Source organism: Paraburkholderia sp. SECH4 (genome assembly GCF_030511745.1).
Classification (GTDB): domain Bacteria; phylum Pseudomonadota; class Gammaproteobacteria; order Burkholderiales; family Burkholderiaceae; genus Paraburkholderia; species Paraburkholderia madseniana.
In genome coordinates this window covers 48,950-69,853 of record NZ_JALOCP010000044.1, presented here as the reverse complement: position 1 = coordinate 69,853, position 20,904 = coordinate 48,950, and the positions used below count along the sequence as shown (strand labels likewise).

The following is a 20,904-nucleotide window of genomic DNA, read 5'->3' as shown; positions in this document are numbered from 1 at the left end:
ATAGACCACTAACAATTCAAGGAAAGGCACCAAAGCCAGATCAAGGAAAGGCCAAAACCCCAAGAACACTGACAAAAGCGCCGAGCAGGCAAAACCCAAACCCTTATTTCGCCAACTTGGAATGCCGGCGAGAGTAACCAAAATAAATAACCATCCCAATCAGCAACCAAACCACAAACGCCACCCAGGTAACAGCCTGGAGATTGACCATCAAAAACAAACACGAGGCGACAGCCAACACCGGCACCACCGGCACACCAGGACACCGGAACGCCCGCGGCAACTCAGGATGCGTCTTCCGCAAAACCAGCACCGCAATCGACACCATCGAAAACGCGGCCAACGTGCCGATATTGATCAGCTCAGCCAGCACATTCAACGGCACCAGCGCGCCAATCAGCCCGAAGAAAATCCCCACGAGCCACGTCGTAAAGAACGGCGTAGCAAACTTCGGATGCACCCGGGAAAGCCGTGCAGGCAACAACCCATCCCGCGACATCGCGAAAATCACGCGCGTCTGGCCATAAGCCATCACCAGAATCACCGTCAGCATGCCCAGCACCGCACCAAGGTCGATAAAGCCCGCCACCCACTTCTGACCCGCCACCTGCAACGCGTAAGACACCGGATGCGAAATGTTCGCGAACTGCGCCGACGGCACGATGCCGGTGACCACAGCCGCCACCGCGACGTACAGCACCGCGCACACTCCCAGCGACGCAATGATCCCAATCGGCAAATCGCGCTTCGGATCCTTCACTTCCTCCGCCGCGGAAGACACCGAATCGAACCCGATGAACGCGAAGAACATCACCGCCGCCGCGCCGAACACGCCGTTCCAGCCGTTCGGCATGAACGGATGCCAGTTCGCCGGCGTCACGTGGAAAACACCCACGCCGATCACCAGCAGCACCACGATCACCTTGATCGCCACCATGATGTTGTTGATTCGCGCGGATTCACGCACGCCAAGCGACAACAGCGCCGTGATCGCCATCATCACGAGGAAAGCGGGCAGGTTGAACCATGTCTCGTGCCCGGGCAAGGCGCCGGGCGCCGCCGTCAGCGCAACCGGCAAGCTCACGCCGAAGCCCGACAGCAACGATTGCAGATAGCCCGACCAGCCGACCGATACCGCCGACGTTGCCAGCCCGTACTCGAGCATCAAGTCCCAGCCGATGATCCACGCGGCCAGCTCGCCGAGCGTCGCGTACGAATACGTGTAGATGGACCCCGCAACCGGAATCGTCGAGGCGAACTCGGCATAGGCGAGCGCGGCGAACCCGCAGGCAATCGCCGCGATCAGGAACGACACCATCAGCGCCGGGCCGGCCTGAACCGCGCCCGTGCCGGTCAGCACGAAAATGCCAGTGCCGATAATGGCGCCGACGCCGAGGAAAGTCAGATCGAGCGCGCCAAGCGCTTTCTTCAGGCCGGCGTTCTGAGCGCTCGCGGCGATCATGTGCTCGACGCTCTTCTTGCGGAACAGGGACATTGGCGGTGGGTCTCCAGTAGTGCACGCATCTTGCGCGCCGAATGTCAGGGGAAACCCGCGATTTTAACGGATGAGCGCCTCTGCACCATTTTGGGACGGTGTTTTTAGCGTCTGAAGAGGAGGCGGAAAATGCCTGGTGAAAGCGATTTGGGCGTGACGTTTGTCTGGGCATGGCGCGCGGTGGAAAGGTTTTCGCGCGTTGCGTGCCCGGTCGGGCGGAATCGCGCCCGCGCTGATCGGGCGCTATTTAGCGATCTGGGGAAGAAAGCTTCAACCGGCCATCGCCGGATTCAAGTCGACGAGACGGTTGCTCATCACATAGAAGGTCAGCTCGGCGTTATTGCGCAGCTTCATCTTTTCGAGCAGCCGGGTGCGGTACACGCTGACCGTCTTCACCGACAGCGATAACGCCATGGCGATATCCGTCAGCCGCTTGCCGGACGCGAGCATGCATAGCGTCTGGTATTCGCGATCCGAGAGCTTTTCGTGCGGCAATTGTTCGCCGTCGAAGGAGACGTAGTCCGCCAGCGCTTCGGCCATGGCCGGGCTGACGTATTTGCGGCCCGCCGCGACCTGCTGGATTGCGCCGATCATCTGCGCGGCGTCGACCGTCTTCGACAGGTAGCCGGCGGCGCCGGCCTTCAGCGCGCGTACGGCGTACTGGTCCTCGCGGTACATCGAGAACATCAGTACGGCCACGCGCGGCGCTTTGCGTTTCAAACGCTTGAGCACTTCGACGCCATTCATGTCCGGCAGCGAAATGTCGAGCAGCACCACGTCGTAGCTGTGTTGGGCAACGGCGTCGAGCGCTTCGGCGCCGCTTTGCGCCTCGGTGACTTCGCGCGCCACGCCGCGGTCGAGCAGCAACTGGCGGACGCCTTGGCGAACCACCGCATGGTCGTCGGCCAGCAGGATGCGCAGGCTCATGATGGCGTGCTCACGATTGCAGCGCGCGACGCTCGGCGCCCGGTGCGCTCGCCAGCATCGCATCCCACGCAAAGCGTGCCTGCACGAGCGTGCCGCGCGACGCGGTGCCGCTGTCGCCGCGGCCTGAGCCGATCCGGCGGGCGCTGATCCGTAACGTGCCGTCGAAGGCGGCGCAGCGCGCCTGCATGCCGCTCAGGCCGAAATGGCCTCGACGGCTGCGGGCGGTGCGCGTCAAGCCGATGCCGTCGTCGCTGACGATCAAGGTCAGGTGGCGGCGGCCGGTCTCGATCCGCAGGTCGGCGGATTCGGCGCGCGCGTGCTTGGCAATATTGTTCAGTGCTTCCTGGGCGACCCGGAATATGGCCAGCGCCGCGTCGGTGGGCAGGCGCGTGAGCCGCACGTCGGCGGCACAGACGAAACTCGTGCGCAGGTTCGTGCGCGCTGCGAAGTCGCCAGTCCATTGCGCCAGCGCGCCGACAATGCCCGCTTCGAGCGACGGCGCATGCAGTTCCGCGACGGCCTGGCGGCTGGCGGTGCACACGGCGTCGAGCGAACGATTCGCAACGGCGAGCGCGGCGGCGCACTGCGGCGGCGCATCGGCGGGCAGCCAGGTTTCGACGCCGGCAAGGGCGAAACGCGTCGCGGTCAGCTCGGCGCCGACGCCGTCATGCAATTCGCGCGCCACATGGCGGCAGGCAGCCTCCTGCGCCTGAACGAGCTCAGCCGACAGTTGGCGCACGCGGGCGCGCAGTTGCGCGAGTTCGCGCTCAGCAGCGGAGGGCGGCGCGGCGTGTGCAAGTGAAGGCGGAATGTGGGCGCTAAACGGGACGACGGTCGACGTATCCATGACTTTCCCTCTCAGGAAGCAGTGCAAACGGCGAAGCGGGTGCGCATCGGCGGCGCGAAGACGAAAGAACGCATGCGAGTCTCTGGCCTCCAGTGACGTCCTTTCGCGTCGTCCGCGACGGACAAATCGCTACGGCGCACCGTAACGAAATTTACATTCAGTAACATGATGATCGTACTACGGCCGACGTTTAAAGCGACCGATCATGCGCCGCGATGATATCTCATAAAAAAGAAAAAATGCAGGTGCACCAAGGGTTAGCGCGTACATTTCACACAACGGTTGATGTTTTGCAACGCACGCAATGTAGGAATAATGCTGACGTCAAATGTCAGGGCGGTGGCGTCGATTTGTAACTGCGCAACAAAAAAGGAGCCCGAAGGCTCCTTTCTGGTGATTCCGCGGCGTGGGCCGCTCAATCTGAGCGTCCGCTTAGCCCACGAACGCTTTTTCGACCACGTAGTGACCCGGCGCGTTGTTGCTGCCTTCCTGGAAGCCCAAGTCGTCAAGCAGCTTGCGCGTGTCGCGCAGCATGTGCGGGCTGCCGCACAGCATCACACGGTCGTCTGCGAGCGAGAAGCCCGGCACGCCGAGGTCGGCGAACAGCTTTTCGGTTTCGATCAGTTCGGTGATGCGGCCGCGGTTCTGGAACGCTTCGCGCGTCACCGTCGGGTAGTACAGCAGCTTTTCCTGCACCAGCTCGCCCAGATGCTCGTGCGCCGGCAGGTGATCCGTGATGTATTCCTTGTACGCCAGCTCGTCGACGAAACGGCAGGTGTGCGTCAGGACCACGCGCTCGTAGCGCTCGTAAATGTCCGGATCTTTAATGATCGACATGAACGGGGCGAGACCCGTGCCGGTGGACAGCAGCCACAGCGTTTTGCCCGGCAGCAGGTTGTCGGCCATCAGCGTGCCGACCGGCTTCTTGCCGATCAGGACTTCGTCGCCGACCTTCAAATGCTGCAAACGCGACGTGAGCGGGCCGTCTTGCACCTTGATGCTCAGGAATTCGAGGTGCTCTTCGTAGTTCGCACTCGCAAGGCTATAGGCGCGGATCAGCGGCTTGCCGTCGACTTCGAGGCCCACCATCGTAAACTGGCCGTTTTCGAAACGGAACGACGGATCGCGCGTGCAGGTGAAGCTGAAAAGCGTATCGGTCCAGTGATGGACGCTCAGGACTGTTTGTGAATTCAGGTTGCTCATGGCTTCTTGGATAGTGCGAAAACAAAGGCGGCCAGTCGTTTTAGCCGGCCGGCACGGCAAGGGCGATGCTGCGCTAACCCGAGATCGGGAATCACGCGCAATCCGCTATTTTACCGCGCCCGCTGCCCGAGGGCTTTGGCGCGGCGGTTGAGCGTGGTGAAGCGGGTTACCGGACCTGGAAGCGTCGGCGCCGGCGGTTGTGACGATCGGCGCCGCGAAGTACGTTGGCGTGGCTGCAGCCGCGCTTCAGCAAGGGTACGGCGATGGGCGAAAACCGCGCAGGGCGGCTGCCATCGGCTGTCCGGCATGCGCCGGATAGGCGCCCCGCGCGGGCAACATTTTCAGGATGATACCGAAACCCGCCGTGCACCGCAGCATTGACCCTGCTGATAAAACTGGCAAAAGGGCGGGAGATCAGTGCGAAAGGTGAGGAAATCGGGCCGTAAAGGCGAGATGCGCAGGGCGAGCGCGCTCACTTCTGTTCGCGCTGCATGGCCTTGCCAGGTTGGTACACAAAGGTTGATTGGCACTCGGGCGAACAGCTGGAATCCACCGTTAAATAAGGATTCCAGCGTTTCCTGTTTTGATTACGCCGGAGCCGCCACGCGCTTCTTGCCGCGCTGCTTCAACACCCTCGCCTGCAGCACGATCACCAGCAGCAGGAAGACCCCACGAATCACCGATTGCCAGTACGCCGACAGGCTGATGAATCCCAGCCCGTTTTCGAAGTTCAGCAGATTGAACACCAGCCCAAGCAACAGCACGCCGGCGATCGTCATCGCAATCGAGCCTTCCCCACCGGTAAGCAAGGTGCCCCCGAGCACCACCGCGGAGATCGCGAACAGCTCCCAGCCAACGCCTTCGTTCGGCTGACCGGCGCCGAATTGTGCGGCGAGGATCACGCCTGCCATGCCGGCGAGCAGGCCGCTCACGGCATAAGTCATCACCAGCGTGCGGTCGACGTTCAGGCCCATTAGCCGCGCCGCTTCCTCGCTGCCGCCGATGGCCAGCGAATGCCGCCCGAAGCGCGTGCTGCGCAGCGCGAGCCAGCCGGCGATTGCGGCGACTGCCGCGACGATCCCCGGGATCGGCAGGCCGAACAGATCGCCTTGACCGAAGTTGCCGAAGTTCGAGTCGGCGGCGATCGACACCGCATCGTTCTTGCCGAGCAGCAGCGCGACGCCATGCGCGCCGAGGCTGGTTGCGAGCGTCACGATGAAGGGCAGGATTTTCAGCCGCGTGATGATCAGGCCGTTGAGCACGCCGACGGCCATGCCGGCCGCGCAGCCGGCCACGACCGCGACCCCGCCGCCGTACGCGCTGGTCAACGCGGCGACGACGCTCGCGAGAGCCGCCACCGTGCCGACCGACAGATCAATGCCGCCCGTGATGATCACGAAGGCCATGCCGATCGAGATCAGCGCGAACATCGAGTTGTAGCGCCAGAACGAGGTGATGTTGTAGGCCGAGCCGAAATGGTCGTAGCGCACGAGGCCGAGCACGATGAGCGTGACCAGTGCAAGGAGGATAGGAAGGTTCTTTTTCATCGCATCGAGTCCGGAGTGTCCTGCACGCTTTAACGCGAGCGGCGTTGCACATAAACCGCAGCGACGATGATGCCGGCCTTCACCACCAGTGCCGCCGCGTCGGGAATGCCGTGCGCGAGCAGCGTATAGCGCAGCAACTGGATGATCAGCGCGCCGATCAGCGTGCCGCCGATATACGCCTTGCCGCCCGTCAGCGCCGTGCCGCCGACCGCCACCGCGGCGATCGCGTCGAGTTCGACGCCGAGCCCCACCACGTTCGCATCCGAGGACGAATTCACCGAGATTGAGATCAGCCCCGCCAGTCCCGCGAGCGCGGCGCACAACGTGTAAGCGATCAGCTTGACGGTGGCCGTCGGCACACCGCACAGATAGGCGGCCTTTTCGTTGCCGCCGGTGATCAGCAGGTACTGGCCGAATAGGGTTTTGCGCACGATCGACGCGAACAGTACGACCAGCGCAAGCATCAGCAGCACCTGAAACGGCACGCCGGCGACCTTGCCCAAGGCGATCCACTGGAAGGCGGGCGTGTTGAACGCCTGCAGGCTGCCATCGGTGACGACCTGGGCGATGCCGCGCCCGGCGATGAACAGCACCAGCGTCGCGACAATCGGCTGGACGGATAGCCTCGTCACCAGCAAGCCGTTGAAGACGCCGCACGCGGCCGCCGCCAGCACCGGCAGCACGAACGCGAGCGCGATACCGCCCGGCCCGGGAATATTCAGGAACAGCATCGGCGCGAGCGCCCCTGAGATCGCCATCGACGCGCCCACCGACAGATCGATGCCGCCCGTCGCCACCACCAGCGTCATGCCGATGCCGACGATCACGATCGTCACCACCTGCGTCATGTTGACGTTGAAGGTTTGCAGCGACAAGAAGTGCGGGGTGAAGATCAGGTTGAAGAGCACCATCGCGAGCAACACGATCACTTCGCGTTGCATGGCCAGGTGCCGCCATTTCTTCACCGTCGATGCGGCCGTGGCGCGTGATGTGGCTGCGTGCGGCATAGGCGGCGTGGTTTGGGTGTGTATCGACTCGGTGTGCAACTTAAGCGCCATGACGGTCGCCCTCCAACGCGTCTTCGATATGTGCGGTCTGGGCGGCTTCGACCAGTTGCGATTGGCCTTCGCTGCCGTAGGCGATGGCGTCCATGATTGCGGTCTCGCTCATGTCGGCGCCGTTCAGTTCGGCGACGGTGCGGCCATCGCGGATCACCACCGCGCGGTCGGCCACCGCCGTCAGTTCTTCGAGTTCGGAGGCGGACAGCAGCACAGCGAGGCCCGCATCGCGCAGTTCACGCACGATCTTCGCCACGTCGGCTTTGGCGCCGACATCGATGCCGCGCGTCGGCTCGTCGAGCAACAGCAGCGAAGGTTCGGCAGCGAGCCAACGCGCAAGCAGGACCTTCTGCTGATTGCCGCCAGACAGTTCGCGAATCGGCTGATCGGCCGAACGCAGCTTGATGCCGAGCGAAGCAATGAAACGGTCGACGATCACCTGCTGTTTCTTCACGTCGACCACGCCGTTCTTCGCCAGCGTGCGCAAGCAGACGAGCGTGAGGTTGTCGCGCACCGAGAGTTCGGGGACGATGCCTTCGGCTTTGCGGTCCTCGGTGAGGTAGGCGAGGCCGCGCGCGATCGCGTCCTGCGGTGACTTCAATGCCACCGTTTCTCCGCCAATCGACAATGAGCCTTGTTCGAGCGGATCGGCGCCGAACATCAGGCGCATGGTTTCGGTCCGGCCCGAGCCGAGCAGGCCCGCGAGTCCCACCGCTTCGCCCGCGTGCACTTCAAGTGACACGTCGCTCACTTTCGGATGCGCGCTCAGGTGCGTCGCGGCGATCGCCTGCTTGCCGCGCCGCGCGAGGTTGGCTTCACGCGCAGCGGCGTCTTCGTGCACGACGGCGGCGAGCGTGCGGCCGAGCATCGTCGTGACGAGTTGCAGCTTGTCCATCTCCGCCATCGCGCTTTGCGCGACCGTCTGGCCGTCGCGCATCACGGTGACGCGGTCGCATAGCGCATACAGTTCGTCGAGCCGGTGTGAGACAAAGATCACCGCGCGGCCGTCGTCGCGCAGTTTGCGCACCACCGTGAACAGCAATTCCACTTCGCGTTCATCGAGCGACGAGGTCGACTCGTCCATGATGACCATCTTCGCATCCGACGAGACGGCGCGCGCCAGCGCCACCATCTGCTGGATCGCGGTGGAATAGCGGCCGACGGGTTTCTTCACATCGATCTGCAAACCGAACGAATCGAGCAGGGCGGCGGCGCGTTGCTGTACCGCGCGCCAGTCGATCAGGCCGAAGCGGCGCGGCTCGCGGCCGAGGAAAATGTTCTCTGCAACCGAGCGGAACGGCACCAGGTTGATCTCCTGATAGATCGTGCTGATGCCGGCTTCACGCGCCTGCTTCGGCGTGCGGAAATCGACTTCACGGCCCTCGAAGCGCACGCTGCCCGAGCCGCGCCGATAGGCGCCGGTCAGGATTTTGATCATGGTCGATTTGCCGGCGCCGTTCTGGCCGATCAGCGCGTGCACTTCGCCGGCTGCCACGCTCAGATTGGCGCTGCGCAACGCGGGTACGCCGCCGAAGCTGATGCCGATGTCCTGCATCTCCAGCAGCGGCGAACGGGTAAGGGGAGAGTGCGGTGTCTGCGTGCCGGATTCCGTCACGGGTGTCCTCCTGATGCGTGTCCTGCTTCACGTGCTGCATGCGCTGGGCAGTGCGAGCCGCTGTGGCCGTTCGTTCGGGCTCCATGCAGGCGGTGTCGTCGAACCATGTTACGCCGCATAAAAGCGAAGCGACGGCCCGTGCTGCCACGAACGCGTCGCTCCGAACCCTTCCCGTCACCCGCCCCCCAAGGAGATCGATTCGGGGCGGGGACGTCCTGCGGGCACAGCTCTCGAAGAGGCTTTCTTCGAGGTACGGAGCGCGTGGACACTCCGCTAAAGCGCTGCCATCAAGCTACCCAACCGCGTGTACGACGGCGGCTGTCGATCAATAGCCGTACTGCATGCTCTGCTGCACGTTGCTCTTGTCGTAGAAGCGGTCCGAGACCTTGACCCACGTCGGGATCTTTTCGCCCTTCGCGTAACGTTGGGCGACGTCGCAGGCGAGCGGGCCGAAGAACGGGCTCGACTGCACGCTTGCGCCGAGTTCGCCGGCGGCGATCGCGTCCATGCCACCCTTGGTGCCGTCGATCGTGACGATCTGGATGTCCTTGCCCGGCTGCTTGCCGGCGGCCTTGATCGCGGCGATCGCGCCGAGCGCCATTTCGTCGTTATGCGCGTAGACGGCGGTCACTTCCGGGTGCGCCTGCAACAGCGTTTCCATCACCTGACGGCCCTTGTCGCGCGCGAAGTCACCGCTTTGCGAGGCGATGATCGTCATGCCCGGGTTCTTCGCGATGATTTCGTCGAAGCCCTTCTTGCGGTCGTTCGCGGCGGACGCGCCCGTCGTGCCTTCGAGTTCGATGATCTTCGCCTTGCCGCCGGTTGCCTTGACGAGCCAGTCAGCGGCGCGATGGCCCTGATCGATGAAGTCCGAACCGATGAAGGTGATGTAGTCGCGGCCCGCCTTGGCCACCGACTGGTCGACGTCACGGTCCACCAGGATCACCGGAATGCCGGCCTTTTTAGCCTGCAGCACGACCGGCGCCAGCGGTTTTTCTTCGCGCGGCGGGAACACCAGCAGATCGACGTGCTGCGCGATCATGCTTTGAATGTCAGAGACCTGCTTGGAGTTGGAGCCGTTGGCGTCGGTCATCACGACCTGCCAGCCGCACTTCGCGGCGATGTCCTTGAAGCTCTTGGTTTCCGCGAGACGCCACGGATTGTTGCTTTCGGTCTGCGCGAAGCCGACCTTCAGCGGCGTCTTGCTGGCCAACTTCGGCAACGCGTCGTCGGCGTGCGCAGTGGCGACGCCGAACCCGATTGCCAGAGCCAGCAGTGAACCTGCCAGCGGACGAATCTGCTGCTTGCGCGCGTGCGTGCGCGACTGCGTGTTGAGCGACGCCATTGTCTTCCTCCAGTACCTGGTGAGGTGTATTTGCTTTTTAGTGTTTCTCCTGTCGGCCGAGCTGTTTCACCCTGACCGGACGTGCCGATTATTCCACCGGGAATTATTATCGGTCAATCACTAATAATATTAATTATTGGCTTTTCTGCCTCGGTAATTACCCTGACCGAACCGCGTTCGACGAGCGGTCCGTCGAGTTTGACGAGGCGATGCCGCACCGGTGCGCCCGCTGCGCGGTTGTGCTCTTCCTGCAGCAGGGTTTCGACGGCCCAGCGTCCCAGTTCGTAGTTCGGCAGCACCACGGTCGACAGCGGCGGATGCGTGTGGCGGGCAATTTCCTGGTCGTCGTAGCCGAGCACGGAAACGTCTTCGGGCACACGCAGGCCGAGTTGCTTCAGAGCCTCGATCGCGCCCAGCGCGGTCAGGTCGTTGGCGCAGAAAATGGCGGTCGGCGGATGCGCTTCGCGCATCAGGGAGAGCGTCATTTCGAAGCCGACTCCCGAACTCCAGTCGCCGTCGCGCACCAGTTCCGGCGCGTACGGCAGGTCGGCGGTGGCGAGCGCCGTGCGATAGCCCTTAAGGCGGTCTTTCGAGGCGTCCTGCCACGGCTCACCGTTGATATAGCCGATCCGCCGATGCCCTGACTGCAGCAGATAGTCGGTCGCCAGATGGCCACCCGCGACCTCGGCGGGCACCACCGATGACAACCCGCCTTCGCTCGTGTAGCAGTTCAGCAGCACGGTGGGCACCTGCGAGAGCGCCGCCGGCAAGGTGACCTTGCGGGTGTAGACGGTCGCGTAGATCACGCCGAATACGTGCGGATTGGACAGCGTCGCGTCGAGCACCTGCTTTTCGATGTCGGCGTTGCCGTGCGTCGAGTAGACGGCAAGCATCTTGCCGCTCGCATAGGCCGCATCGCGCGCGCCGTCGACGTTGACGACCGGATGCGGGCTAGTGGAAATCTCGTCGGCCAGATAGACGATCAAGTTGCGTTCATCGTCCGAAACCGATACCGGTTCGCGCAGCGACAGCCGGTAGCCGAGGTCGTGCGCGGCCTTCAGCACCTTGTTGCGGGTGGTCTCAGAGAATTTTGCGCCGGTCGCGTTGTTCAGCACGAGCGAAACAGTAGATTGCGACACGCCGGTGAGCTTGGCGATGTCGGTCATGGTCGGGCGGCGTTGAGTCGATTTTTTCATTGTGCGGGCCGCGCTGCAGCGGCGCAAAAGCAGGAGCATGCCGGTGGCATTCGTGGTGCTGACGGTACCACTAATAATATGCGCGCGGCAACGCGCGCTAACCCGCCATTTGGGAGATTTGGTAAGGCAAGAATTGGTTAGTTTTGGTGAATTTATTACTAATAATATTGACCGATACGCTTTGGCGTGCGATTCTCGGTCGCGCGGAGCCTGACGGTTCCGCCGGCCGCGCGCTGTGCGCGGCATGTCATAGGAGACATCGATGGGCGTTCATGCCGCCATCCGCCTGAGGCCCCGCCTTTTCTGACCATGCGCGACGTTTCCTTGAATCCGATCCGGCCATTCGTCGCTGAACTCACCGGGCTCACGTGGCTCGACGACCCCGCGATCGCGCCGTCGCTTGTCACGCTGACGGCTGGCGCCATGCACGTGGTGGTCGCGCCTGAAGTCGGCGGCGCGCTCGCGGCTTACTATGAGTCGACGCCAGAAGGCCCGCTTCACTGGCTGCGGCCAGCCACGCAAGCAGCGTTCGATCAAAGTGATCCGCTGCGCATGGCGAGCTTTCCGCTCTTTCCCTATTGCAACCGGATTCGCGACGCGCGTTTCCAGTTCGACGGCGGCACAGTCGATCTGAACGGCAACGACCTGCGCTTTACGCATGCGCTGCATGGCAACGCGTGGCGGCATCCGTGGCAGGTGGGGGCGCGCACGGAGAGCTCCGTGGAATTGCACTTCGAACACGAACCGGACTCACGGCAGCCCGGCGACTGGCCGTTCCGTTATCGCGCGCGGCAGCGCATCGAGTTGATCGGCGGCGCGCTGCGTATCACGCTGTCCGCGCAGAATCTCGGTGACCGGCCGATGCCCTTCGGCATGGGTCATCACCCGTACTATCCGCGCACCGCGCAGACCCGCGTCTACGCCGAAGTGCAAGCCATGTGGCATGCCGACGCCGACGTGCTGCCCACGCATCTCGGCCCGCACCCTGCGGTCGAGGCGTTGCGCCACGGCATGTCGCCGGACACGTTCGCGCTCGACAACAACTTCGCCAACTGGTCGCGCGAGGCGACGATTGCATGGCCCGACGAACACCGTCAACTGACGATGACCGCCGATGCGCCCTTCGATCATATGGTGGTATTCGCGCCCGCCAACGATGCGCAACTGTGCGTGGAACCGGTGACCAACACGACCGATTGCTTCAACGCGATGGGCATGCGGGAGCAGGTGGGCGGCTGCGTGTTGCTGCCCGGCGAGGAGATCGCGGCGGCGCTGAACTGGACGCCGCGAAGAGGCTAATGCGTGTAGTAGTGCGCGTTGATCAGCGCTGCCTTGCCGGCTTCACGTTCGTTCGTGGCGGGCAAAAAGACAAAGGCGGAAAGGCGGCTAGGTCGCCTTTTAAAGTAGTTCACTCGACTCGCAACCGCGCCATATACGGCAAATGATCCGATAGCCACGCGGTTTCCTGCGTCGGCTGGATCCATTCGACCGGCTCCATGCCGCGCACGAACATCTTGTCGAGCGCGAGCGCTGGCGAGAAGGCCGGAAATGTGCGGCCCGATTCGCCGAGCAGCGTCGCCACTTCCTGCAGGCCGTGTTCGGCGAAGAGCGGCACCGAGTCGTTGCGCCAGTCGTTGAAGTCGCCGGCCAGCACCAGCGGACCTTCAGGCGCTTCCTTCGCGATCCAGTGCGCGATCCAGTTCATCTGCCGCAAGCGCGCCGAGCGCGTGAGCGCGAGATGCGCGCACAGCAGCGTGACCGAATGACCGCCGAAGGTCGCTCGCGCCACCAGCAGTCCGCGCTTTTCGAAGCGATGCGCGGAGATATCCCAGCGTCCGCCGAGATCGAGCGGATGCGGCGACAGAATCGCATTGCCATGCCGCCAGGACGGCTTGAAGACGTTTGGCCCAAGCGCGATTTCGAGTTCGGCCGCGCGAGCGATCTCGGTGGCCTGACAGTGCCAGACATCGCTCAACGGATCGCCGAGCGGCGAGCCGAAACTACTTGCCAATATCGGCGAGGGCATGCGCCGCGCCATCGCTTCCTGTAAAAAATACGCGTCCGCATGGGTCGACTGAACCCAGCGCTGCATCGCCTGCCAAGCCTGAAAGCCGAGCGGTGTGCGGCCCTTATGCAGATTCCAACTGACCGCAATGAAATCCTTGGGCGCTGCGCTCTCGCGGATCAATTCTTCTGGGTTTCGCATGCCGCGTTGTCCACGTGTTCTGTTGGGGGCTTCGGTTGTTCGCTTGGGTTATTCGTTTCGGTTCGTGCAGTTCGCATTGCACTAGTTCGCGCTGTTCGCAAGGCTCGCACGCACGCGATAAACCAGGCTCGGATTCTTGTCGACGATCGTCCAATTGACCCACTGACCAGGCGGCAGCTTCAGGCCGGGATGGCTTGCGCTCACCTGACGCGGTTGCGGCGGCAACTTGCAACCGGTGTCGGTTTGTTGTGCGGCGTCTTCCTCGAATGTTTCCTGGGCTTCGATCGACAGCGTGACCGTGCTCGCATCCGCCTGCAGCGGCGAGATCGTCAGCGTGCGCGCCAGATCGATGCTGCCGCCAGGCTGGTCTTTACAGCCGACGTTATGCTGGACCATCTTGTGATGCGTGTCCGTGCGCGCCTGGCCGACGGTGGTGGTGCCGTCGAACGAATCGATCTGCTGGCCGTCGCGCATGACCTGCAACTGCCATTGCACGGCCTGTTGCGCCGCCCCTTGTTGCGCGTTCGCAAGCAGCGAAGTGCCGAACAGCACGGCGGCGATACTGGTTTTCCACATAGGAGGATTCTCCGGTCACTGCGTCCGGCAGAGTAGACAGAAGGCCATCTTACGCCTGATGGGCTGAACGCCTTTCTGACACTTCAAACGGGGCCGGGTTCAGCAAAACACCATTTCCGATGAGGAGGTGAATCCCCAAGGGGGCGTCCTCCGGGGCATCGCAGGAAACAAGCCCTTGTTAGCAGCAGACCCGCATGACTGCTGGCTTGCACGCGAATATGGCCTCGCTACACTGGACCTGAAACGGTGCCCATCAGGCGCCGCAGCAGCAAGACCAGCCAGACGGGGTGTGCGATGACAACAGCAATGGTCAAACAGGAAATCGCCGTGGCATCTTTCAGCAGGGTGTACGACCTCGATCAGGTCGAGACCGCGCTGAACGAGCTCAGCGAAGGGGCGAACGAGGCGCTGCGCGCGACGTACGAAAAGATGCTGAAAACCGGCAATCTGCGCTTCTGCGTCAAGCCGAACCGGATGCCGTCGATTGACGATCTGATCGACGCGTTGCCCAACTTTGCGGAACCGCTCGACGACATCCGTAAGCAGGTCGCTTTGTGTCTCGAGACTGAAGACCGGCTCGAACTGATGCCGATCCTGTTGCTCGGCGACCCGGGCATCGGCAAGACGCACTTTGCCAAGCAATTGGCGCGCATGCTCGGCACCGCGTACCAATACGTGGCGATGAGTTCGCTGACAGCGGGGTGGATTCTGTCGGGCGCATCGTCGCAATGGAAGAACGCGAAGCCGGGCAAGGTGTTCGACGCGCTCGTGAACGGCAGCTACGCCAACCCCGTGATTGCCGTCGACGAAATCGACAAGGCCACGGGCGATTCGCAATACGATCCGCTCGGCGCGCTTTACGCGCTGCTCGAACACGACACGGCGCAGACGTTCATCGACGAATTCGCGGAGATTCCGATCAATGCAGGTCACGTGATCTGGATCGCGACCGCGAACGACGAGCGCTCGATCCCGGAGCCGATTCTGAACCGGATGAACGTGTATGAGATTCCGCCGCCGGATCGTGACGGCGCACGCCGTATCGCTCAATCGATCTACGACGAGATTCGCTCGGCGCATAACTGGGGTCTGCGTTTTCCCGAAATGCTCGGCGACGCCGCGCTCGATGCGCTGAAGCTGGCCTCGCCGCGTGAAATGCGGCGCGCGATTCTGAATGGCTTCGGCGCGGCGCGCATCGACGGGCGAGATCGGATCGAAGCCGGCGACATCCGCCTGGATTATGGAAATCGCAGGAAACCGATCGGTTTTTGAGCATTTTTGCTCTGTTTTTGGCAGAAAGCCGCCTTCGGACGGCTTTCTGAGGACACGAAACAGGCGGTTCGACACTTAAAACAGGATGAATGTCGCAGCAATTGTTGCTAGTTTCGCGATTTCGGAGGGTTTGCGTCGGTCTGTCTTCGGCCAGACGGGCGTCCGGCGGCAAGGTGGTCGCCATAGCCGGCAATGCTCCGAGGACGCGGGGCGATGCCATCGCGCGCATGAAGATTCGAGCGCGACAATCGTCGACGGCGTACACTGGTCTTGTCCGGCCCATACGTTTAAGCCCTGCTCAAGACCGAATGCCCGCAGTCGTCTGCCTGCGGGCATTTCTGTCTGTGCAGCGTCGTACAATTTTGTAAAGCGGTTGCGTAAGGCCAGGTGCGTTCGACAGCGAGCGGTGTGCGGTCCTCGATAGCCGTACCCTGTCTTCATGATTATCGGGTGAACGAGGCAGCGCGCGGCGAGGTTAGCCGCGTCAAGGGACATGGATCAGATCGAATGTGTAGTGATCGGCGCTGGTGTCGTCGGTCTTGCCGTGGCGCGCGCATTGGCGGCGCGCGGGCGCGAGGTGATCGTGCTGGAAGCGGCGGAAGCGATTGGCGTGGGCACCAGCTCGCGCAATAGCGAAGTGATTCACGCGGGGATCTACTATCCGCGCGGTTCGTTGAAAGCGGCGCTTTGTGTGCGCGGTCGCGAGATGCTCTACGACTACTGCGTCGAGCACAACGTGCCGCACTCGCGCTGCGGCAAACTGCTGGTCGCCACCTCGCGCAATCAGATTCCTCAGCTCGAAAGCATCATGGCGAAGGGCCGTGAGAACGGTGTGCTCGACCTGATGCGAATCAACGGCGACCAGGCGCAAGCGCTCGAACCCGCGCTCGAATGTGTGGAGGCCGTGTTCTCGCCGCAGACGGGCATCGTCGATAGTCACCAATTGATGCTGGCGATTCAGGGCGACGCCGAGCGCGACGGCGCGGTGTGTGCGTTCCATGCGCCGGTCAAGGCGATCGAAGCGAGCAACGGCCGCTTCATCATCAACGTGGGCGGCAGCGCGCCGACCACGATCAGCGCAGCCTGCGTGATCAATAGCGCCGGTTTGTACGCGAATGCGCTGGCGCGCAAGATTCGCGGCCTCGACGCGCGGCATGTGCCGCCGCTTTATCTCGCGCGCGGCAACTACTTCAGCATCTCGGGGCGCGCGCCGTTCAGCCGTCTGATCTATCCGATGCCGAACGAAGCCGGCCTCGGCGTGCATCTGACGATCGATCTCGGCGGCCAGGCGCGTTTCGGTCCCGACGTCGAATGGGTCGATGTGATTAATTACGACGTCGATCCGCATCGTGCGGATTCCTTTTACGCGGCGATTCGCGCGTACTGGCCCGCGCTTCCCGACGATGCCTTGCAGCCTGCTTATGCGGGGATTCGTCCGAAGCTTTCCGGCCCAGGCGAGCCCGCCGCCGACTTCGTGATTCAAGGGCCGGCCGCGCATGGCGTGCGCGGGCTGGTCAATCTGTTCGGTATCGAGTCGCCTGGATTGACGGCGTCGCTAGCGATCGCTCAGCGTGTCTGCGAACTGAGTGGGCGCGCTTAATTGTCGCACCCTCGCGTTTTCACCTCGCTTCTCGCCCCGCTGCTCACGTCATGCGAGCAACGGACATTCCGAGCGCGTAACGAGCGCGCGGGGGAGTGCAAATTCGGTTATCTCTATCATTTGGGCCGTCACGCGCGACAGCTTCATTGCTATCCTTAGGGACCGCTGTCATCAGAATGGCGATCAGTTCAATATAAATGGAGTGAGTCCCCATGAAATCTTCCCGTCGTACGTTTTTGATCACCAGCATTGGTGTGGCATCCACGTTTGCCCTGTCGCGCCAGGCTTTCGCCGACGCACCGAAGGTCGCCGAGACCGACCCGACCGCACAAGCGCTCGGCTACAAGGCCGACGCGAGCAAAGTCGACAAGGCCAAGTTCGCGAAATACGCAGCGGGCCAGGACTGCGGCAACTGCAGCTTCTATCAAGGCAAGCCGACCGACCCCTACGCGGGCTGCCCGATGTTCGCGGGCAAGCAGGTCGCGAGCACAGGTTGGTGCAGCGCATATAACAAGAAGGCCTGATTACGTTTCAGCCGCATACACATTCAGTGTCGCGGTAAATGCGCCGCAACATTGCGGTGCCGGACTGCGGTCTGATCATAGAGGCGTCTGCCGCCGTGCGCGACAGACGCTTTTTTGCTGCTTGAAAACAGCTTGTGCGCTCTTTACACTCCAATGCGATTGCGGCGGCGGGCATTGTTTTTCTCTCTCGCGCCAGGGCGCACTAAGGCACGCTGAAGCACATCTACGCTGAGACGCCGTACCACGCGACATTTTTCGCAGGCTGGAGATTCGAATGGCACCAGCGTTACGGAGCCTCAATACACGCGCCGTCATGGCGGCCGTGATCGGCAACGCGCTCGAATGGTACGACTTCACCGTGTTCGGTTTCCTCACGGTGGTGATCGCACAATTATTCTTTCCAGCAGGAAACGACTATGCGTCGATGTTGCTGACCACCGCAACCTTCGGCGTCGCATTCGTCATGCGGCCGATCGGCGGCATCGTACTTGGACTTTACGCGGATCGGGCGGGACGCAAGGCGGCGCTATCGCTCGTCATCGCGCTGATGACGCTCGGCATTCTGCTGCTGGCGATTGCCCCGCCGTATTCGGCGATCGGCATCGGCGCGCCTTTGATGATCGTGCTCGGGCGTCTGTTGCAGGGTTTCTCCGCCGGTGGTGAATTCGGCAGTTCTACAGCTTTGCTGATCGAAGCGGCGCCGTTCTCGAAGCGCGGCTTCTACGGCAGATGGCGAGCCAGGCGGCGGCGCTTCTGCTCGGTGCGGTGGTTGGCGCGTTGATCACACACGGCCTCTCGCCCGAGGCGCTGAATTTTGTCGTGACGTGGCTCATCAACACTAAGGGTTCGCCGCTCGCGCCGACTTATTACGTGATGGGCGGATTGGCGTTGTCGATCGTGGCAGTGGCGTGCATTCCCGGCAAGCGCCACGCGGATCTCGATGCGCGGCGCAAACCGGCTTGAGGGTTCAGTCGTTCGGCGCCAGTTCGTCTAGCTGCGTGCCGGTATCAACGGTGGCCGTTTGTCGAACCACGGCCGCGCCGCTTCGAGTTGCGCGGCCAGTCGCAACAGCGTTGCTTCGCCGCCGTTACGCGTGGCGAACTGCACGCCGATGGGCAGCCCGCGCGCGTTCCAGTAAAGCGGCACCGACATCGCCGGTTGTCCGCTCAGATTGAACAACGCTGTGCATCCCGCCCATGCGAACCCCTTGTTCGACGCTTCGGTCAGCACCTTCTTCATCAGGGCTTCGAGCGGCATCGCCGTGACGGCGCGCATCTGCATGCGCTCCGCGGAGGTGGGGTGCATTTCGCCGATCTTGATCGGCGCGTCGGCGAGCGTCGCGCACAGCAGCACGTCGTAGCGGTTCAGCAAATCGGTGAGACGCTCTGTGATGCGGCGCTGTTCTTCCAGTGCGCTGGGCAGGCCGTGCTCGCCGAGTTTGCGGCCGATGTGCGCCATCGTCCATGTCGAGATTTCGAATTCGTCGCGCAGCGGCTTGCGGCCGGTGATGCGATCGGCGTTCAGCACCATTTCTTCCGCCGTCACCGACCAGATCATCAGGAACGCATGGCGGACTGCCGCGAAATCGATGCCGAGCGACACCGGTTCGATGTTATGGCCTAGCGAACTGGCGAGTTGCGCGGCGTCTTCGAGCGCGGCGCGCGAGTCGGCGGAGAGCGAGAAGGCCAGCATCGGATCAGTGACGTAGGCAATGTTCAGCGGCTTGCATGGCTCGCGGCTGGCGCCAAGGAAAGTGCCCGGCGCGCCGAGCGGCCTGTCCGCGTTGCCCGCCAGCAGATCGAGCAGCAATGCACTGTCGCGCACACTGCGCGATACCGCGTGATCGATGCCGAGTTCACCGACTGCGGCAGTCGGTGTCGCGCGCGGGACACGTCCGCGCGAAGGCTTGAGGCCGAATAGTCCGCAACATGAAGCGGGAATGCGGATCGAGCCGCCACCATCCGATGCATGCGCGAGTGGCACGATGCCCGCAGCCACTGCCGCGGCCGCACCGCCGCTCGAACCGCCAGGCGTGTGGTCGAGATTCCACGGATTGCGGCACGCGCCGAACAATTCGGGCTCCGTATAAGGCATCTGACCGAGTTCGGACGTACTGGTCTTGGCGAAGATGTTGAGACCGGCCGCCTTTGCGAGCGCGACGACCGGTGCGTCCTCGGTAGGAATGAAATGGCGATAGTGGCGGCTGCCCATCGACATGCGCAATCCGGCGACCGCTGCGCCCAGGTCCTTGATCAGATAAGGCACGCCCGCGAGCGCTGCTTGCGTGCTGCCACCATCCGCTTGGTTCGCGCCGTTCGCTCTGTTCGCATCATCACGCGAGGCACGCTGACGCGCGGCGTCATAGTCCTTCAGGACGATCGCATTGATCGCGGGATTGACGGCCTCGGTGCGGGAGATCGCGATGTCCAGCAATTCGCGAGCGCTTGCTTCGCGGCTTCGAACCAGTTCGGCGAGGCCGATGGCGTCATGGGCGAGATAGTCTGATTGCACGACGGAGGGACCCTCGCTATCGAGTGTTATTACAACCGCTCACCGAGGAAGATCAGCGTGCGGCCATGCGCGAGCGCTGCAGCGGGCTGGCTATACGACGCGCGGTCCGAGCAGTTGAAGCCGTGATCGGCGTTCGGATAAATGTTGAATTCCGCATCGGCACGGCCGGCGAAGCGCTCCTGAATCTGGCCGACGGCCGACAGCGGGATATGCGCGTCGAGTTCGCCGTAGTGGAATTGCATCGGCACTTTGATCTTCGCGGCCTGCTCGAGCTTGTTCTGGATGCCGCCGCCGTAGTACGCCACCGCGCCGTCGAGCGAGCCTTGCGCGGCGGCCAGATACGCGAGCTGACCGCCGAAGCAGAAGCCGATCGCCGCAATTTTGCCGGTCACTTCCGGCATCGCGCGCAGCGCCGCGGCGGCTGCGCCGATATCGGCCACCGCCAGGTCGACATTGGTCTTTTGCATCAACTCGATGCCTTTCTCGCGATCCGCGCCGTCATACGTCAATTCGACGCGCGGCTGCACGCGCCAGAAAATGTCCGGTGCGAGCGCGACGTAGCCGTCTTGCGCGTACTGGTCCGCGACCGAGCGGATGTGGCTGTTCACGCCGAAGATTTCCTGAATGATGATGACGGCCGGTCCCTTGCCGCCTTTGGGCAGCGCCAGATAGCCGCCGAAACTGTCGTTGCCGACGGGAATGTCGATCCAGCGGGAAGTCGTGCTCATGTTGCTCTCCATTTACTCGTGCGTCGATGCGCGGGGTCGGTCTGAATGAATGCCAGAGGCCTGAATACCTGAGACGGGCGGTCAGTTTGCCATCAAAAGAAACGGCTTGCATTGAGGCCGCGCGCGGCCTGACGACGCCCGCCGCGCGGCGATAATCTCGTAAGGCGATTGAAACATTCTCGATAATTCATTTCTCCGCGCGCGCACGGCTCGGTAGAGTCTAAAGTCCTGGCATCGTCGATGCTACGAGCGCT

The 20,904-nt window shown here is 62.9% G+C and carries 17 protein-coding genes and 1 pseudogene; 5 read left to right on the top strand and 13 right to left on the bottom strand.

The genetic code is table 11. The features are described 5' to 3' along the window. Positions 1 to 103: 103 nt before the first annotated feature. From M0D67_RS36155 to M0D67_RS36115, 9 genes are all read right to left on the bottom strand, one after another. The gene (locus M0D67_RS36155) at positions 104 to 1,495 is read right to left on the bottom strand and encodes an amino acid permease (protein ID WP_171925052.1); all 1,392 of its coding nucleotides are present in this window, start codon (positions 1,493 to 1,495) and stop codon (positions 104 to 106) included. Between the two features lie 270 nt (positions 1,496 to 1,765). Further along, positions 1,766 to 2,422, bottom strand: a complete 657-nt coding sequence (gene rqpR / locus M0D67_RS36150) for a response regulator transcription factor RqpR (RefSeq protein WP_154558906.1) — start codon at positions 2,420 to 2,422, stop codon at positions 1,766 to 1,768. A gap of 10 nt (positions 2,423 to 2,432) precedes the next feature. After that, positions 2,433 to 3,269 carry a sensor histidine kinase gene (locus tag M0D67_RS36145; protein ID WP_154558905.1) on the bottom strand — a complete coding sequence of 279 codons (837 nt, stop codon included), beginning with the start codon at positions 3,267 to 3,269 and terminating at the stop codon, positions 2,433 to 2,435. 432 nt (positions 3,270 to 3,701) lie between these two features. Beyond that, the gene (locus tag M0D67_RS36140; protein ID WP_154558904.1) at positions 3,702 to 4,472 is read right to left on the bottom strand and encodes a ferredoxin--NADP reductase; all 771 of its coding nucleotides are present in this window, start codon (positions 4,470 to 4,472) and stop codon (positions 3,702 to 3,704) included. A gap of 587 nt (positions 4,473 to 5,059) precedes the next feature. After that, complete coding sequence (locus tag M0D67_RS36135) at positions 5,060 to 6,019, bottom strand: ABC transporter permease (RefSeq protein ID WP_266241900.1); 960 nt, start codon at positions 6,017 to 6,019, stop codon at positions 5,060 to 5,062. Positions 6,020 to 6,048: 29 nt separating this feature from the next. Then, a complete protein-coding gene (locus M0D67_RS36130) occupies positions 6,049 to 7,026 on the bottom strand; it encodes an ABC transporter permease (RefSeq protein WP_266241908.1) in 978 nt (325 codons plus the stop codon). Between the two features lie 40 nt (positions 7,027 to 7,066). Then, positions 7,067 to 8,632, bottom strand: a complete 1,566-nt coding sequence (locus M0D67_RS36125; RefSeq protein WP_154558918.1) for a sugar ABC transporter ATP-binding protein — start codon at positions 8,630 to 8,632, stop codon at positions 7,067 to 7,069. Between the two features lie 385 nt (positions 8,633 to 9,017). Further along, positions 9,018 to 10,037, bottom strand: a complete 1,020-nt coding sequence (locus M0D67_RS36120; protein WP_171925054.1) for an ABC transporter substrate-binding protein — start codon at positions 10,035 to 10,037, stop codon at positions 9,018 to 9,020. Positions 10,038 to 10,150: 113 nt separating this feature from the next. Beyond that, entirely contained in the window at positions 10,151 to 11,203 is a 1,053-nt protein-coding gene (locus tag M0D67_RS36115) for a LacI family DNA-binding transcriptional regulator (protein ID WP_171925191.1), read from the bottom strand. A gap of 339 nt (positions 11,204 to 11,542) precedes the next feature. Between M0D67_RS36115 and M0D67_RS36110 the strand changes: the two genes are divergently transcribed. Beyond that, positions 11,543 to 12,532 carry an aldose 1-epimerase gene (locus tag M0D67_RS36110; RefSeq protein ID WP_266241898.1) on the top strand — a complete coding sequence of 330 codons (990 nt, stop codon included), beginning with the start codon at positions 11,543 to 11,545 and terminating at the stop codon, positions 12,530 to 12,532. A gap of 109 nt (positions 12,533 to 12,641) precedes the next feature. Here M0D67_RS36110 and M0D67_RS36105 read toward each other — a convergent pair whose 3' ends face one another. Both M0D67_RS36105 and M0D67_RS36100 read right to left on the bottom strand, forming a co-directional pair. Continuing rightward, positions 12,642 to 13,439, bottom strand: a complete 798-nt coding sequence (locus tag M0D67_RS36105) for an endonuclease/exonuclease/phosphatase family protein (RefSeq protein ID WP_154558900.1) — start codon at positions 13,437 to 13,439, stop codon at positions 12,642 to 12,644. Positions 13,440 to 13,520: 81 nt separating this feature from the next. After that, positions 13,521 to 14,015, bottom strand: a complete 495-nt coding sequence (locus tag M0D67_RS36100) for a hypothetical protein (protein WP_266241896.1) — start codon at positions 14,013 to 14,015, stop codon at positions 13,521 to 13,523. A gap of 294 nt (positions 14,016 to 14,309) precedes the next feature. On the opposite strand from M0D67_RS36100, the gene M0D67_RS36095 reads away from it, so the two are divergent. From M0D67_RS36095 to M0D67_RS36080, 4 genes and pseudogenes are all read left to right on the top strand, one after another. Continuing rightward, entirely contained in the window at positions 14,310 to 15,287 is a 978-nt protein-coding gene (locus M0D67_RS36095) for an AAA family ATPase (RefSeq protein WP_266241894.1), read from the top strand. Between the two features lie 493 nt (positions 15,288 to 15,780). Continuing rightward, complete coding sequence (locus M0D67_RS36090) at positions 15,781 to 16,887, top strand: NAD(P)/FAD-dependent oxidoreductase (protein ID WP_154558897.1); 1,107 nt, start codon at positions 15,781 to 15,783, stop codon at positions 16,885 to 16,887. Between the two features lie 212 nt (positions 16,888 to 17,099). Beyond that, entirely contained in the window at positions 17,100 to 17,411 is a 312-nt protein-coding gene (locus tag M0D67_RS36085) for a high-potential iron-sulfur protein (protein WP_154558896.1), read from the top strand. A gap of 274 nt (positions 17,412 to 17,685) precedes the next feature. After that, a pseudogene (locus M0D67_RS36080) lies at positions 17,686 to 18,221 on the top strand (MFS transporter); the annotation flags it as partial. A gap of 180 nt (positions 18,222 to 18,401) precedes the next feature. On the opposite strand, the gene M0D67_RS36075 reads toward M0D67_RS36080, so the two are convergent. Both M0D67_RS36075 and M0D67_RS36070 read right to left on the bottom strand, forming a co-directional pair. Further along, a complete protein-coding gene (locus M0D67_RS36075; protein WP_171925058.1) occupies positions 18,402 to 19,922 on the bottom strand; it encodes an amidase in 1,521 nt (506 codons plus the stop codon). Between the two features lie 29 nt (positions 19,923 to 19,951). Continuing rightward, a complete protein-coding gene (locus M0D67_RS36070; RefSeq protein ID WP_154558894.1) occupies positions 19,952 to 20,650 on the bottom strand; it encodes a dienelactone hydrolase family protein in 699 nt (232 codons plus the stop codon). Positions 20,651 to 20,904: the final 254 nt, after the last annotated feature.